We start from the raw sequence: 14,359 nt of genomic DNA on the forward strand, positions 1-14,359 counted from the left end.
CGTGAAAGGTTTAAAAAAAGCCACGACGGGATGTAAACCATCATGGCTTTCTTAAACTATTCATAAATATGGACGAAAGGTTCTTCCTGCCCAGGTTTTTTTACAATTAAACTTTCCTGCTGATCCATGCTATTGATTTTCACTTCTACAGCATAATGATCTTCAAACATTTCCATAACAAGGCTGTATACATATTGAGTAAATCCAGTGACCTCTGTATGTGAGTCAAACTGTATAGGGATGTCTATTTTCACTTCATGAAGTTCATCATCGACGTAAAAACCGTTTGCTATCATACCAACAAAGTTCGGGAAGTAATCTGAAACCTCTGATCGGAAATCCGAAAAAACTTCGGCATCATCAAAATGTTCTTCCTCTGCTTCATCCGATGGGAAGAGCACATATTCTTCATCAATATCTGCCCAGCCGCCTACCGTATTGTCAGACCCTTCAGCATATCCTTTACTTAAAAAGTTACCTGGTGATTCAGCATTATCTTCCTCTTCTTCATAAATGGCAAACATAACAGGCACGTCCTGCAGCTCTTCTCGTTCCCGTAACCTTTCTAAGATCTTATCCGCATATTCCTGTCCTCGTGACAACGATTCACTCGTTGAAATATTTTCTGAATACTCGCGGCCTTCTGCTTGAAAGTCATAAATCGAACGCATGGATATTCCAATGGTTAATCCTGCCACTTCCACGACATCATCGTCTTGTCGAACTAAGTAGTCTTGCTCCACTATGTTTGAAATGTAGCGGGGGTTCTCACGGAAATCTTCTTCTGAGGCAGAATCTTCATCTAGTTCTGGGTTAAGTCCGTAAACATTTCCTGTTTCTTCCGGATTATCAGGATCTTCCGGCTCCTCGTATCTTCCCAGCCAGCTTAACAGTGTGCTCTCATCAAGAAATTGACCCGGCTGGAAATAATAATCTTCTGTGCTGAAATATTCCTTGGAATGGCGCTGCAAGCCGCCTTCAAATTCAGCTATATCAAGACGGTTTCCCATTTGGTTGGTCGTCACTCCACGGGCAGCCGAGATTTTCGACTCGCCTTCTGTTAAAATCATCCGATACGAATCATCTGATAAATCGTAGTTTGGGATGATCGCTTTTTCATCACTATCTTCGTCCGTCGTTTCGCGAACAACCTCATCTGTATTATCGTATACGGGTGTACACGCGCTGACAATCAGGATCATAGCTAACCAAACGGCGTGTAGCTTCCTCATTTATTCCACTCCCCATTATGTTAAAGCATTCGCAAATTCTTCTTCGTTCCAAATCTCTACCCCAAGCTTCTCTGCTTTATCGTATTTTGAACCTGCATCTTCCCCGGCAATGAGCAAATCTGTATTCTTACTAATACTTCCGGTGACTTTTCCACCGAGTTCCTGGACGATATTTTTTGCTTCTGAGCGTGTAAAGTTTTCCATTTTTCCAGTAAGGACTATGGTTTTTCCTTTAAAAGGTGAATCCTCTGGACCTTCGCTTTTCTTCGGTCCTTTATATTCCATGTTAATGCCTAATCGTTTTAAGTCTTCTATAAGGTCAAGAACTTGCGGCTTTGCAAAATAGCGAGCGATCGAGTCGGCCATTTTTTCTCCAATCTCTGGTACGAGCATTAGGGTTTCCGCATCGGTTTGGCTAAGGGCGTCCATCGTTTCAAATTCCTGCGCTAACGTTTGAGCAGCTTTCGTTCCTACGTATCGAATGCCAAGTCCAAACAACAGCTTTTCTAAAGAATTGTCCTTCGAAGCTTCGATGGCGGTTAATAAGTTCTCAACAGACTTCTCACCCATTCGTTCGAGTTGAAGAAGTTCTTCTCGTTGAAGCTTGTACAAATCCGCAATCGCAGCAATTAAATTTTCTTGGAATAGCTGTGCAATTACTTTCTCTCCAAGTCCATCAATATCCATAGCGTTACGCGATACGAAGTGGATTAATCCTTCACGCAGCTGGGCCTGGCAGTTAGGATTAATGCAGCGTAAGGCCACTTCTTCTTCCAGTCGAACCAGTGTACTCTCACACTCAGGACAGTGTTCCGGCATCGCATAAGGCTCTTCTTCTCCGCTTCGTTGCTCGATAAGTACTCGGACGACTTCAGGAATGATATCTCCTGCTTTTTTAATCACTACAGTGTCCCCAATACGAATGTCGCGTTCTCGGATTAAATCTTCGTTGTGCAGGGAAGCTCGTTGCACCGTCGTCCCAGCAACTTTCACAGGTTCTAATATAGCCGTTGGTGTAACAACACCTGTTCGTCCCACACTTAACTCGATATCGTTTAATTTAGTCACAGCTTCTTCAGCCGGGAATTTATACGCTGTAGCCCAGCGTGGACTTTTTGCTGTAAAGCCGAGTGCCTCCTGCTGATCAAGGCGATCCACTTTTATAACAATTCCGTCGATCTCATAGTCTAAGTCAGGTCGTCGTTCAACCCAGCCATTTACATACTCTATTACCTCATCAATGGATTGACACTTCTTCCATTCGGGGTTTGTTTTTAACCCTAGTTCCTTCATCCGTTCTAAACGTTGACTATGTGAGTTGGAGGATTCTCCTTGCCATTCACCGACTCCGTATAGAAAAATATCCAAGTTACGCTTAGCAGCCACTTTAGGATCGAGCTGTCTTAACGAACCTGCCGCTGCGTTTCGTGGATTCGCAAATGGCTCTTCACCTTTTTCTTCGCGAGCTTCGTTCATTTTCAGAAAAGAATTCTTCGGCATAAAAGCTTCCCCGCGCACTTCTACTGTTTCTGGGGAGTGAAGACGGAGCGGAATGGTACGAATCGTACGTAAGTTCACGGTGATGTCTTCTCCGACCGTTCCATCCCCTCTCGTAGCACCACGAACCAGGACACCATCTTCATAGGTTAAAGAAACGGCAAGTCCGTCAATTTTGAGCTCACAAACATATGTGACTTCTTCTCCTGTTCCTTCACGTACTCGCCGGTCAAAGTCACGCAATTCCTGCTCATCAAACGCGTTGCCTAAGCTAAGCATAGCTACATTATGGCGTACTTTTTGAAAAGCACTTAGAGGCTCGGCTCCAACACGCTGGGATGGAGAATCTGCTGTTACTAAATCAGGAAACTTAGATTCTAGATCAAGCAGTTCACGCATTTTTTTATCGTATTCATAATCCGATACACTAGGGGCGTCAAGTGTATGATATTCATAATTGTATTGATGAATTTCATTTCGTAACGATTCTAGTCGTTGCTGTGCTTCCTGTCGGTTCATTTCCTACTCACGTCCTTACACTTTCGTAATCGGTGCAAACCTGGCAATTAATCGTTTGATTCCTGTTGGCGCTGGGAAGGCGATATCCAGCTCCATATCTTCGCCTTCACCTTGAACTTTAACCACCGTTCCTTCTCCCCATTTTTTATGAGAAGCTTTATCCCCAGGCTGCCAGGAAACCTTCTCCCCGCCTGACGTCGTTTTTTCTTTCTTAACAGCGCGTTTTTTCGGCGCTGGTTTTGCAGATGCTGCTGCCCCTGGTTCACGCTTTTGGTTGAAGAATGGCAGCGATTCTTTCTCTTCTTTTCCTTCTAATAAATCTTGGGGAATCTCATGGATAAACCGGCTGATCGGATTCATATTGGTGCGCCCGTATAACGTACGCATTTTTGCATGCGTAAGGTACAGCTGACGCTCGGCTCTTGTAATACCTACATATGCCAGACGCCTTTCCTCTTCCATTTCATCGTCATCCATTAACGAACGGGTATGCGGGAATACATTTTCTTCCATCCCTATTAAAAATACCACTGGAAACTCTAGACCTTTTGCTGAGTGCAAGGTCATTAACGTAACCGTGTCGTCACTCGCTGGATCATCATTCATTGAATCGATATCAGCAATTAACGCCAAGTCCGTTAAAAACGCAATTAATGTTTTATCTTCTGCAGTATCTTCAAAGTTTTTGGTCACTGACTTGAATTCTTCAATGTTTTCTAAACGGCTCTGCGCTTCTAAACTTTTCTCGTTTTTCAGCATTTCCTCGTAACCTGTCACTTCAATAACCTCGTTGACCATATCTGTCGCTGACAGAAATTCCTGCTGCTGGGTCCAATTTCGGATCATTTGATAAAAGTTCATCACAGACTTGGCCGCTTTGGCACTTACCCCGACGAAATCGATTTCTGCGGCTGCTTCATAAAGCGAAATATCTTGGGCTGCTGCATATGCTTGTAGTTTATCCAGGCTTGTTTTTCCTACGCCTCGTTTCGGTTCATTTACGACACGCTGGAAGCTTAAATCATCGTTTGGATTTGCGATCAGTCTTAAGTAAGCAAGTAAATCTTTAATCTCTTTACGATCGTAGAACTTCGTGCCTCCAACCATTTGATAAGGTACACCGGACTTCACAAACGTTTCTTCAATCGTTCGAGATTGCGCATTTGTACGGTATAAAATCGCTACGTCTTTATACTGAAAACTTCCGCTGCGTACAAGGTCTTCAATCTGATCGGTCACATAAAAGGCTTCTTCCCTTTCTGTACCCGCTTCTTTGTATTGAATTTTCGTACCGCCGCTATTATCCGTCCATAGGTTTTTAGCTTTTCGTCCGCTGTTATTGGCGATTACTTTGTTGGCAGCATTTAAGATGAGTTCTGTAGACCGATAATTTTGCTCCAGCAAGATCGTTCTTGCGTTCGGATAGTCTTTCTCAAAGGATAGGATGTTCGTAATATCTGCCCCTCTCCAACGGTAAATGGATTGGTCAGAATCACCTACTACACATAGATTTTGGTAACGGCTGGCTAGATGCTTAACGAGCTGATACTGAGCATGGTTCGTATCTTGATACTCGTCCACGTGAATATATTGAAAGCGGCGCTGGTAATACTCTAAAACTTCTGGCAAACGGTCAAAGAGCGTTAAAGTCTGCATAATTAAGTCGTCAAAATCCAGCGACTGATTTTTGCGCAGCTTTTTTTGATATCCTTTATAAATCTGAGCAATTTGCTCTTCATGCAAACTGTTTGCCTCACGCTCATATTGCTCCGGTGTAATAAGTTCGTTCTTAGCGTTGCTGATCGCCCCGATCATCGCGCGGGGATCCCATTTTTTTGGATCGAGATTCAATTCTTTTAACACTTGTTTGATGACGGATTGCTGATCACTTGAATCTAAAATAGAAAAGTTACGATCGTAGCCGATGCGATCAATATCACGTCTAAGAATACGCACACACATGGAGTGGAACGTAGACATCCATATCTTTTCAGCTTCGACGCCTACTAATGACTCGACTCGCTCTTTCATTTCGCGTGCTGCTTTGTTTGTAAATGTAATAGCTAAAACGTTTCGTGGAGAGACCTCTCTCTCATCTAGTAAATAAGCGATTCGGTGAGTAAGTACTCTCGTTTTTCCACTTCCCGCTCCGGCCATAATAAGAAGCGGCCCCTCGGTATGGGTGACCGCATTTCTCTGTTGTTCATTCAACCCTTTCACTAGAGGGTGGATTGCTTGTGTCATGTGGACACCTTCCTTTTACTAATTATTGCCTGCAAGCCTTAACCGTTCGAAGAGCTGCTTGCATGTCCTTATATATAACATTCCCAACGACGATAACATCTGCATGCTCTTTCATGGTTACCGCTTGTTCGTAAGACTCAATACCTCCCCCATAAAAAAGGGTGGTTTGCTGTAAATGTTTACGAACTTCCTTTACTAATTCAGCATTCCCAAATGTTCCACTGTATTCTAAGTAAAAAATCGGAAAGTGAAACATTTGCTCAGCCATGACGGCATATGCGATAACGTCCTCATTTGACGGCAGCTCACATTCGGCCGCTTTAAATACTTTCGCTTCTTCGTTCAGCACACAGTAGCCTTCTACCAGCATTTGATTCCACGGGATCCAATCCTGATATTCCTTAATGGCTTCGTGCTGAATACCTGTGATAAACTTCTTGTCTTTACTGTTTAATACGCTGGGAATTAAATACCCATCAAACCCAGGCATGATGGCTTCCATGGTTGAAACCTCCAGCAAACATGGAACTGTGTAGCGTTGGACTCTTTCTGACAAATCAAATACATTGTCGAACGTTACTCCATCTGTGCCTCCGATAATGATCGCATCCGTGCCTGATTCACAAAGAACGGATAAATCGTCTTCTTCTATTGATTTATTTGGATCGAGCTTAAAAACGTGGCTCCATTCTTTCACATTACACACAGAATGTATTCCTCCATAAAAGTGAATCTTTTATCCGCCAGTGCTCTTTATTTCATCTGCTGACTCAGCGTAGAACCTCTTGAAATTTTGATGCCCGTTCAATTGCGATAAACCTTTTATCCATTCATATATTATAGCAAACTTTTGCTTCTTACATGAATCGATAAGAGGGATTTTTTATGAAGACTTACAAGCGTTAACAAGTGATTTGTGAGAGTGTTTTTTAGAATGTGTGCGATTCATTTCGTTTGCGAGCGTTACCATCACAATTGCGATCGCATTCTTCTGTTTACGATCGTTTCCCATAACTTCGAAAAACCATCAAAAAGCCGCCCCAACGATCAGGACGGCTTCTCCAATCTATTCAGTTCTCTTTTCTTGCACACGATCTAAAGCTAACGTGTACGCGTCATTTCCATAGTTCAAGCAGCGTTTCACTCGGGAAATCGTGGCCGTAGAGGCCCCTGTTTCCGTTTCGATTTTATGATACGTAAACCCTTCGCGCAGCATTCTAGCAACTTCCAGGCGCTGGGCAAGTGATTGGACTTCGTTCATTGTTGCTAAGTCATCGAAAAACTCATAACATTCTTCTACATTTTTAAGGGACAAGATGGCTTCAAAAAGTTGATCCAATGTCTTCCCTCTTAGTTTATCAATTTGCACTTGCTTCCCCTCCCTATTCGTTAACAGATACGATCCCTGGATCTTCAGGGACGACGTTTACCCAAGTTTGACCTGGTTTAAATGGTACAAGTTCACCATCTTGATACGGCAAAATCCGCCCATCTTTATTCTTCCATTCTACATCAATTTGCTCCCCATTTTGCAAGAGGTACCCTTTTCCGCCTGAAGTAAGGTCGATATCACGACGCCCCTCATCATCGATCACCTCATGTGAAGTTTGTATAATCAATACGTTATCAAGGGCGACTTGCTCGTTCGTTTCCTGATCCACACTTGCTTCTCCATCGCTTGCTCGCAAGTATTGTTCTTTTTCTTCTTCATAAGTGTACGTGACCGTTTCGTTTGTCCCGTACGTAATGGTTACTTCATTCGCTTGACCGCCTTCATGGTGATTTTCATTACTAAAAGGTAATGGATCGATCTCCATTTCGGTTGCATAACCTTTGCTTTGAAGAAGCTGTTCCAAACCGCTTGTTATTAAGTATGAATTATGTGGGACCTGCCTGTCAGTTGTTCGTTTGAAAAGCTCTCTATCATTATCATACTTAGCGCCGTCGGCATAATCAATGCCGCTTTCCTCAATATCTTCATTTATAAAGTTTGCAGCCCCGTGATACGTATACAAAGCATCAAACCCTGCGGCAACTTCGTAATAATACGATCTTGCACTACGGACCGGACCTACGTTCTCTGGTAAATTGCTCTGATACAAAGCTAACAGTCTCGTGATCTGGCCTTCTGCAAGAAATTCATAAACGATGTCAGCTTTACTTAACCCCGATTGCGGACGGGCCGCCGTATGATTATTGACCATTACGGCAATGACACGCTCGTCTACACGTTCATCCGTTTGTTCTCCTGTGAGAGGATACACACTTTGATCGGATTGTTCCTCTGTTTGATCGTCATCGGTCACTTTTGATTTCGAATCTTCATTACTGCAGGCCGCTAATACACTAAACAGTAAAACCAGGCCTATCCATACATACTTTCTCATTCCCATATTACCCCTTACTCGTTTTATATACTCTTTATATCTTAACGCATGATGGCTGGATAAAGAACCTCATTATTTTTCACATCCATAATCCCAACCGGCGTGATTCGTATAAAGGGCAAGTGCATAGAAGATAAAAAGAGCAAGGTATAGACTGGATCTCCGAATGTATAACCATATGTTTTTAATCGTTCTTTCAGCTCTTCTTCTTTTTTTATCAGCTCTGCCATTTCAAGATCAGCCATGACCCCTGAGAGAGACAACGGCAGTTCAAATACTACTTTTCCGTTATCTACGAGTACAATACCGCCGCCTATTTCCTTTAGGCGTTTGAAAGCAAGCTTCATATCAGGCCGTGATTTTCCTATTAAAATTAAGTCTCCTGTATTGGAGTAAGAGCTCACTAATGCGCCTAGCGAATCGGTAAATCCTTTAAGGAGCGTATTCACCCTCCATTTCCCGTCACGGTCCAGCAAGGTTAAAAATGCTTCATTGTGATCTTCAGGCAAACGTTCCACAGACGCATCAACATCGATTGCAAAGGGCTTCATAATGACTTCATTTTCCATCTCCATCCCTACAGGCATTGAGAATTGAAGGTCATCTTCTGTTAAGTCCCAGGATAAATCAAGAGGTGCTAGTCCATGTTGTTCCCAAGGGAAGTCCGATTCGCTTGTAACAGGTTGATTTTCGCGCCTCACCCACTCCCCTTTTGCAAGTACTGCATGAGGATTGGGATCTTTAGGATCAGATAAAAAGTTAAGGTGGGCCACTCTTCCTGGAGCTAAGCTTCCCAGGCGATCTTCAATTCCAAAGTGACGTGCAGCCTGATAAGAGCCCATCATATAAGCGTCCACATCGTTCACCCCAGCTTCAAGCGCTAGTTTTATACAAGGGTTGATCAATCCTTCACGATAAAATCCAGGCGTCGATCCGTCCGTCGTATACATCATTCGATCAAACGACTGATGCCCTTTCGCCAACAACCCTTTTAAAATCTCAGGTAAGTCTGGTCGAATGGAAGAGTAACGTAAGCCAGTTTGATAACCAAAGGATAGGCGATTGATGACTTCTTCAGCCGTCATCGATTCGTGTTCTGAATCCAATCCGAGCAGTTTCATTTTTACTAACGTTTTCCATGAAGCTCCCGGCAAATGACCTTCTATCGGCTTTCGTGAACGTTTCGTTTCTTGCATCCAGTGAAGCATTTGATCATCTCCACCATATAGTACTTCTGGCCATGCCGTCAGTTCGCCGCCTTGAATCACCGCATCGTGGTGCAGCCATGGAAGCACTTGCTCCTCAAATTCTTCCTGCTCTTCATCGGGTATCGTCGATTGTGAATCAAAACGAGCCCACCAGTACATGGAAGCGGGAACATTCATAAACTCTTCAAGGAGTGAGAAAGCTTTTTCTTGATCGGTTAAAAACAGCCACATCAAATTGTCATTAATTAAAGTGGTCGTCCCCGTTTGTGCTGCATATTCAGCCAAACTACGGGGATTATATAACTGAAATGGATGCGCGTGCGGTTCGATATAACCTGGCACGATATAGGAATCACTTCCATCAATCATTTCGGTTCCTTCAGTGAGCGGAGGAAGCTCTGGACCGCAGTAAATGATTCGGTCATTGTAGATCCAAATATGCCCCTTTATCCATTGTTTAAGGTAAACGTTTAAGTATGTTGTATGTTTTATTAATTTTGTTGGTGCTAGCTTTCCATCTACAACAGCTGTATGTTCGCGAAGTTGTCGGTTGCGCCAGCGAAAGCGTTGTTCATTCATGGAGCTGCCTCCCAGTTCATTTTTTCTATCGTAACACAGGTTGGATTCCCTTCGCTAAGCATAAGAAAACACGCCGCAGTTAAAATGAAAGCGCTGTAGGAAATCAAACCATTCGTACTCATAATTTCCTTATCAATTGAAAAAAATTCAAATAAAAAAGGACGGGAGAACCCGTCCTAATTAGTAAAGGATGTCGACAAAATGGATTTCATGGAATATTTAACTGATGTTGGCTTCGTAATATCCCTGGTCATTGGGACCGTAGCTGCATTACTCTACGTTTTGATTAGACGAAACAATAGCTGATTGTCCAATATCTTTTCGATAAAAAAAGTCATCTGTTTCGTCAAAAACGCGCAACGCATCGTTCACGTCGCTCAAGGCTGCAGCTAAATCACCAGCTGTTTTACCGAATAACAGCACTCGTCCCCCGTCGGAAACGTAAGATTTTTCAACTTTTTTCGTACCGGCGTGAACAACAAATAGTCCTTTTTCTTTAGACCATGCTGGCAGCGGAATACCTTTTTGATAACTGCCCGGGTATCCCGCAGAAGCTACGACAACACCGGCGCAGGCTTGGTTTTTCCACGTAAGCTGAGGATCTTTTTGATCTAGTACGTCTAGAATCACTTGGACAAGATCATTTTCTAACAATGGCAGGACAACCTGAGTTTCCGGATCGCCAAACCGAGCGTTAAACTCAATCACCTTAGGGCCTTGAGGCGTTTGAATCAGACCGGCGTATAAAATGCCTGTAAATGAACGGTCTTCTTCCACTAAAGCAGAAGCTGCTTGCTGAAGAATGTTATCTACAGCGAAATCATAGGCTCCGTCAGGTAAGTCTTGCGCTGGGGCAAAAGCTCCCATTCCACCTGTGTTCGGGCCTTGATCGCCTTCAAATGCTCGCTTGTGGTCCTTTGCTGTTACCATTGGATAAACGTGTTCTCCATTTACAAAAGCCATTAAAGAAAATTCTTCCCCTTGCAAAAATTCCTCGACCACGATTTCCCGGCTCGCGTCTCCGAACCGGCCATCTAACAACATTTCATTTACGGCTTCTACGGCTTGATCCACGGTTTCTGCTACGACCACACCCTTACCAGCTGCTAATCCGTCGGCTTTCACGACGATAGGAGCACCTTTTTCCTGGATATACGCCTTTGCTTCTTCCGCATCTGTGAATGCCTCATAATCTGCGGTAGGAATGTTGTATTTCTTCATAATTTGCTTGGCAAAGTGCTTGCTTCCTTCGATAAGAGCCGCTGCTTTTGTTGGACCGAATACGAGCAGTCCTGCTTCTTTAAATTGATCAACGACCCCGGCCAGCAAAGGATTCTCTGGCCCTACAAACGTGACATCAACCTTATTTTCTTTAGCAAATGTGATCAGCTGCCCTCCTTCGGTTTCTGAAATAGGAACACATTCCGCTTCTTCTTCCATTCCCGCATTCCCCGGAGCAGCAAATACCTTCGAGACCTGGGGGCTCTCAGCGAATTTCTGAACAAGACTGTGCTCACGTCCACCACGTCCAATGACTAAAATCTTCATTTTGGCAGCCTCCTCTTATTAGTGTTTGAAATGACGCATTTTTGTAAAGACCATCGTGATCCCGTGTTTATTACAGGCATCAATAGAATCCTGGTCACGCTTCGATCCGCCTGGCTGAATGATCGCTTTTACTCCTGCTTTAGCAGCTGTTTCAACGGTATCCGGCATTGGAAAAAATGCGTCAGAAGCCATAATTGCGCCGCGGGCCTGATCCCCTGCTTGTTCAAGAGCAATTTGAGCTGCCCCTACACGATTCATTTGGCCAGCGCCTACACCTAAGGTTTGATCTGATTTTGCTACAACAATCGCATTGGATTTTACGTGTTTAACGACTTTCCAGCCCAGCTCAAGATCCTTCAATTCTTGTTCTGAAGGCTGGCGTTCTGTTGCCACTTCTAATTCTACATCTTCAAGTGATCCTTCATCCGTATCTTGAACGAGCAGACCGCCGCTCACTGAAGTAAGTTTATGCGTTTGCGTTTCTGGTTTCTTCATATCAACTTTTAATAAACGTAAGTTTTTCTTCTGAGTAAGTATGTCTAGTGCTTCCTGACTAAAGGAAGGAGCAAGGACAATTTCTAAGAAGATCTCTTTAAGTTTCGCTGCTGTATCCTCGTCTACTTCACGGTTTAAGGCTACAATTCCTCCGAAAATAGAGACAGGATCTCCTTCATACGCTTTTCCAAACGCTTCAAACAAATTGTCGCCAGTTCCCACTCCGCATGGATTCATATGTTTTACAGCTACTGCTGCCGGTTCTGTAAATTCAAGTACGACGTCCAGCGCTGCATTTGCATCTTGAATATTGTTATAAGAAAGCTCTTTGCCATTTAGCTGCTCTGCATTGGCTAAAGAAGCTCCTTTGTAATTCGCTTTTTTGTAGAAGGAAGCCGTTTGGTGTGGGTTCTCTCCATAGCGTAAGCTTTGCACCTTCTCATAAGTGACCGTGTACGATTCAGGATAAGGTTCTTCTGTTACTTCGGAGAAATATTCCGCAATCATAGCATCATAGTTCGCCGTATGACGGAACACTTTTGCTGCTAGATTCTTACGCGTATCGAAAGAAAGATCGCCTGCCTGAAGACTGCTGATCACACGATCATAATCGTCCGGATCAACGACGACAGCCACATCGGCAAAGCTTTTCGCTGCGGATCGAAGCATTGTCGGACCGCCAATATCAATGTTTTCAATCGCGTCTTCTTCCGTTACATCAGGCTTTGCGATGGTTTCTTTAAAAGGGTAAAGATTGACGGCGACAAGGTCGATCGTTTCAATATTGAGTTCATCCAGCTGGCTCATGTGGTCTTTACTATTTCGTTTTGCCAGTAAACCGCCGTGAACAGATGGATGCAGGGTCTTCACTCTTCCATCCATAATTTCAGGAAACTCGGTAATTTCAGAGATCGAAAGCACAGGAAGTCCGGCTTCTTCAATGGCACGTTTCGTCCCGCCTGTTGAAACTAATTCATAGTCTAGATCGATTAGTTGTTTAGCGAATTCGCTGAGTCCTTTTTTGTTAGATACACTAAGTAATGCACGTTTCATTTTGCTTCCTCCTTGGTGAGTAGGGATTGGATAACACGAGGATAAAGCTTATGCTCCACGGCTTGGATCTTTCGCCGGACCTCATCCTTTGTGTCTTCCTCTGTAATGGATAGCGCTTCTTGCGCAATGATCGGACCGGTGTCCATTCCATCATCCACGAAGTGAACGGTGACGCCCGTCACTTTCACCTTTTTATCTAAAGCTTGTCCGATCGCGTCCTTGCCAGGAAATGCGGGCAGGAGGGATGGGTGGATGTTTACAATGCGCTTTGAATAGGCTTCTAATAATGTAGGGCCGATCAGGCGCATGTATCCGGCTAGAATGATCCATTCTACGTCTCTTGCTCGGCAATCTGCAAGCAGGGCGGATTCATAAGCTGCTTTGTCCGTAAATGATTTAGGGTTGTATACGACGGTGTCGACGTCTCGGTTTTGGGCTTTTTCAATGACTCCGGCGTTTATTTTATCAGTTACGAGCAAGCTGACTTCAGCGTCGAGCGTACCTTCGTCGATGGCATCCATGATCGCGTCAAAATTTGTACCTGTTCCTGAAGCAAAGATGGCGATTTTGTTACTCATGACCATTGAATTCCTTCTTGTGCTGTGACATACCCGATCAATACGGCTTCTTCCCCTTCGTCTTGTAAGGTCTTAATCGTTGAATGAATTTCTTCCTCTGCGACAACGGCAATCATACCGACTCCCATATTAAATACCCCTAACATGTCATCAATCGGTAAGTCCCCTTTTTCTTGTAAGAGGTCAAAGATCGCCGGCACCTTCCAGCTGTCATGGTCTAGTCGTGCGCCAAGACCTTCTGGCAATGTTCTCGGGATATTCTCGTAAAAACCTCCGCCTGTGACATGCGCCAGGCCTTTAATAGTGACGGTTTGCTTAAGGGATTGAATGGCTTTCGTGTAAATTTTCGTTGGAGTTAATAGTTCTTCGCCTAAGGGTTTAGTAAAGCCCGGGTAAACGGCAGACAGGTCCAGCTTCTGGTCGTCAATGATACGGCGGACAAGTGAGAAACCGTTCGAGTGAACGCCGCTGGACGGCAATCCAATGAGTGCATCTCCAGGCTGAATCTGTTCTCCTGTAATCAGTCGGTCTTTATCTGCCATCCCTACGACGAATCCAGCTAAATCATATTCGTCCTCGTCGTACATACCTGGCATTTCAGCTGTCTCCCCGCCCACGAGTGCGCATTGGGATTGTTCACAGCCATCGGCAATTCCTTTAACGATTTGTTCAATTTTCTCTGGTTCATTTTTTCCACAGGCGATGTAATCGAGAAATAGCAGAGGATCAGCCCCTTGAGCAACGATGTCGTTTACACACATTGCCACCACATCGACACCGATTGTATCGTGTTGATCCATTTCAAAAGCCAGCTTTAATTTGGTGCCTACCCCATCTGTACCCGTTACGAGTACAGGATGGTTGTAGGTCATGGAACTGATATCAAATAGACCGGCAAATGAGCCCAAGCCGCCTATAACTTCAGGACGCATCGTCCTTTGCACATGCTTCTTCATAAGGTCAACTGCTTGATAGCCTGCTTCTACATCTACACCGGCTTTTTTGTATGATTGGCTCAT

Annotated in this window: 12 protein-coding genes; 1 reads left to right on the forward strand and 11 read right to left on the reverse strand. The window is 44.0% G+C overall.

The features are described from left to right. Positions 1–56: 56 nt before the first annotated feature. From IEV27_RS13370 to IEV27_RS13400, 7 genes are all read right to left on the reverse strand, one after another. Positions 57–1,232: a CamS family sex pheromone protein gene (locus IEV27_RS13370; protein ID WP_188377997.1), complete on the reverse strand. Its 1,176-nt coding sequence runs from the start codon at positions 1,230–1,232 to the stop codon at positions 57–59. A 15-nt stretch (positions 1,233–1,247) separates the two neighbouring features. Next, positions 1,248–3,248 (reverse strand): NAD-dependent DNA ligase LigA, encoded by a 2,001-nt coding sequence (gene ligA, locus IEV27_RS13375; protein ID WP_188377998.1) that lies wholly within the window; start codon positions 3,246–3,248, stop codon positions 1,248–1,250. A gap of 15 nt (positions 3,249–3,263) precedes the next feature. Continuing rightward, positions 3,264–5,492: a DNA helicase PcrA gene (pcrA, locus tag IEV27_RS13380; protein ID WP_188377999.1), complete on the reverse strand. Its 2,229-nt coding sequence runs from the start codon at positions 5,490–5,492 to the stop codon at positions 3,264–3,266. 22 nt (positions 5,493–5,514) lie between these two features. After that, a complete protein-coding gene (pcrB, locus tag IEV27_RS13385) occupies positions 5,515–6,198 on the reverse strand; it encodes a heptaprenylglyceryl phosphate synthase (protein ID WP_188378000.1) in 684 nt (227 codons plus the stop codon). Positions 6,199–6,558: 360 nt separating this feature from the next. Next, complete coding sequence (locus tag IEV27_RS13390; RefSeq protein ID WP_188378001.1) at positions 6,559–6,861, reverse strand: YerC/YecD family TrpR-related protein; 303 nt, start codon at positions 6,859–6,861, stop codon at positions 6,559–6,561. A 13-nt stretch (positions 6,862–6,874) separates the two neighbouring features. Next, complete coding sequence (locus IEV27_RS13395; protein WP_188378002.1) at positions 6,875–7,879, reverse strand: DUF3048 domain-containing protein; 1,005 nt, start codon at positions 7,877–7,879, stop codon at positions 6,875–6,877. A gap of 41 nt (positions 7,880–7,920) precedes the next feature. Then, positions 7,921–9,666: an adenine deaminase C-terminal domain-containing protein gene (locus IEV27_RS13400; protein WP_188378003.1), complete on the reverse strand. Its 1,746-nt coding sequence runs from the start codon at positions 9,664–9,666 to the stop codon at positions 7,921–7,923. A gap of 210 nt (positions 9,667–9,876) precedes the next feature. Between IEV27_RS13400 and IEV27_RS20115 the strand changes: the two genes are divergently transcribed. Next, positions 9,877–9,972: an EYxxD motif small membrane protein gene (locus tag IEV27_RS20115; RefSeq protein ID WP_373868108.1), complete on the forward strand. Its 96-nt coding sequence runs from the start codon at positions 9,877–9,879 to the stop codon at positions 9,970–9,972. Here IEV27_RS20115 and purD read toward each other — a convergent pair. Genes purD through purM form a run of 4 tightly spaced genes read right to left on the reverse strand, consistent with a single transcriptional unit; the run spans position 9,937 to position 14,359 of the window. Further along, on the reverse strand, positions 9,937–11,214 hold the full coding sequence (gene purD / locus IEV27_RS13405) for a phosphoribosylamine--glycine ligase (protein WP_188378004.1): 1,278 nt from the start codon (positions 11,212–11,214) through the stop codon (positions 9,937–9,939). The two genes, IEV27_RS20115 and purD, sit on opposite strands and share 36 nt — an antisense overlap. Positions 11,215–11,232: 18 nt before the next feature. Continuing rightward, positions 11,233–12,762 carry a bifunctional phosphoribosylaminoimidazolecarboxamide formyltransferase/IMP cyclohydrolase gene (gene purH / locus IEV27_RS13410; RefSeq protein WP_188378005.1) on the reverse strand — a complete coding sequence of 510 codons (1,530 nt, stop codon included), beginning with the start codon at positions 12,760–12,762 and terminating at the stop codon, positions 11,233–11,235. Beyond that, positions 12,759–13,340 (reverse strand): phosphoribosylglycinamide formyltransferase, encoded by a 582-nt coding sequence (purN, locus tag IEV27_RS13415; protein ID WP_188378006.1) that lies wholly within the window; start codon positions 13,338–13,340, stop codon positions 12,759–12,761. Before purN ends, purH begins: the two co-directional genes overlap by 4 nt. After that, on the reverse strand, positions 13,337–14,359 hold the full coding sequence (gene purM, locus IEV27_RS13420; RefSeq protein ID WP_188378007.1) for a phosphoribosylformylglycinamidine cyclo-ligase: 1,023 nt from the start codon (positions 14,357–14,359) through the stop codon (positions 13,337–13,339). The genes purN and purM overlap by 4 nt, the downstream gene beginning before the upstream one ends.

Origin of the sequence: Halobacillus andaensis (genome assembly GCF_014636475.1) — a bacterium.
Classification (GTDB): domain Bacteria; phylum Bacillota; class Bacilli; order Bacillales; family Halobacillaceae; genus Halobacillus_A; species Halobacillus_A andaensis.